Genomic DNA, 1,961 nt, shown 5'->3' with positions numbered 1-1,961 from the left:
GCCGGAAGCGAAAGTATCAAGTCTCACACTAGTATTAAAGGAAGGTTTTCCTGCTGAAAAGCAGGATGATCATTCGTCAGTACGTTGAGTGAGCGACCGGGTTCGAAAGAGCCCGAAAAACAGTAACAGGTTTGAACTGAAGAGTTTGATCCTGGCTCAGATTGAACGCTGGCGGCATGCCTTACACATGCAAGTCGAACGGCAGCACGGGGGCAACCCTGGTGGCGAGTGGCGAACGGGTGAGTAATACATCGGAACGTGTCCTGTAGTGGGGGATAGCCCGGCGAAAGCCGGATTAATACCGCATACGCTCTACGGAGGAAAGGGGGGGATCTTAGGACCTCCCGCTACAGGGGCGGCCGATGGCAGATTAGCTAGTTGGTGGGGTAAAGGCCTACCAAGGCGACGATCTGTAGCTGGTCTGAGAGGACGACCAGCCACACTGGGACTGAGACACGGCCCAGACTCCTACGGGAGGCAGCAGTGGGGAATTTTGGACAATGGGCGAAAGCCTGATCCAGCAATGCCGCGTGTGTGAAGAAGGCCTTCGGGTTGTAAAGCACTTTTGTCCGGAAAGAAAACCTCCGCCCTAATATGGTGGGGGGATGACGGTACCGGAAGAATAAGCACCGGCTAACTACGTGCCAGCAGCCGCGGTAATACGTAGGGTGCAAGCGTTAATCGGAATTACTGGGCGTAAAGCGTGCGCAGGCGGTCCGCTAAGACAGATGTGAAATCCCCGGGCTTAACCTGGGAACTGCATTTGTGACTGGCGGGCTAGAGTATGGCAGAGGGGGGTAGAATTCCACGTGTAGCAGTGAAATGCGTAGAGATGTGGAGGAATACCGATGGCGAAGGCAGCCCCCTGGGCCAATACTGACGCTCATGCACGAAAGCGTGGGGAGCAAACAGGATTAGATACCCTGGTAGTCCACGCCCTAAACGATGTCAACTAGTTGTTGGGGATTCATTTCCTTAGTAACGTAGCTAACGCGTGAAGTTGACCGCCTGGGGAGTACGGTCGCAAGATTAAAACTCAAAGGAATTGACGGGGACCCGCACAAGCGGTGGATGATGTGGATTAATTCGATGCAACGCGAAAAACCTTACCTACCCTTGACATGTATGGAATCCTGCTGAGAGGTGGGAGTGCCCGAAAGGGAGCCATAACACAGGTGCTGCATGGCTGTCGTCAGCTCGTGTCGTGAGATGTTGGGTTAAGTCCCGCAACGAGCGCAACCCTTGTCCCTAGTTGCTACGCAAGAGCACTCTAGGGAGACTGCCGGTGACAAACCGGAGGAAGGTGGGGATGACGTCAAGTCCTCATGGCCCTTATGGGTAGGGCTTCACACGTCATACAATGGTCGGAACAGAGGGTCGCCAACCCGCGAGGGGGAGCCAATCCCAGAAAACCGATCGTAGTCCGGATCGCACTCTGCAACTCGAGTGCGTGAAGCTGGAATCGCTAGTAATCGCGGATCAGCATGCCGCGGTGAATACGTTCCCGGGTCTTGTACACACCGCCCGTCACACCATGGGAGTGGGTTTTACCAGAAGTGGCTAGTCTAACCGCAAGGAGGACGGTCACCACGGTAGGATTCATGACTGGGGTGAAGTCGTAACAAGGTAGCCGTATCGGAAGGTGCGGCTGGATCACCTCCTTTCTCGAGCTAACGTGTCGAACGTTGAGCGCTCACGCTTATCGGCTGTGAAACTAGACAGACTCAGGGGTCTGTAGCTCAGTTGGTTAGAGCACCGTCTTGATAAGGCGGGGGTCGATGGTTCGAATCCATCCAGACCCACCACTGTTTCTGCGGTGGCTGATCCGCTAAAAACCCCTGGGTAGTAACAGATAGCATTATCTGTGCATGACTGGGGGATTAGCTCAGCTGGGAGAGCACCTGCTTTGCAAGCAGGGGGTCGTCGGTTCGATCCCGTCATCCTCCACCAATCTTCAATGC

The 1,961-nt window shown here is 54.8% G+C and carries 2 tRNA genes and 1 rRNA gene; all 3 read left to right on the top strand.

The annotated features are described in order from the left end of the window. Positions 1-133 precede the first annotated feature (133 nt). The 3 genes from KHO33_RS41800 (at position 134) to KHO33_RS41790 (ending at position 1,950) form a co-directional block, all read left to right on the top strand. A 16S ribosomal RNA gene (locus tag KHO33_RS41800) occupies positions 134-1,664 on the top strand. Between the two features lie 64 nt (positions 1,665-1,728). Beyond that, positions 1,729-1,805 (top strand) — tRNA-Ile (locus tag KHO33_RS41795). 69 nt (positions 1,806-1,874) lie between these two features. Beyond that, positions 1,875-1,950, top strand: a tRNA-Ala gene (locus tag KHO33_RS41790). The last annotated feature ends 11 nt before the right edge of the window (positions 1,951-1,961 follow it).

The sequence above is a fragment of the Paraburkholderia nemoris genome, from assembly GCF_905221015.1.
GTDB classification, from domain to species: Bacteria; Pseudomonadota; Gammaproteobacteria; order Burkholderiales; family Burkholderiaceae; genus Paraburkholderia; species Paraburkholderia nemoris.
The sequence above is the reverse complement of the archived record's forward strand: the minus strand, read 5'-3'. Positions and strand labels throughout refer to the sequence as shown.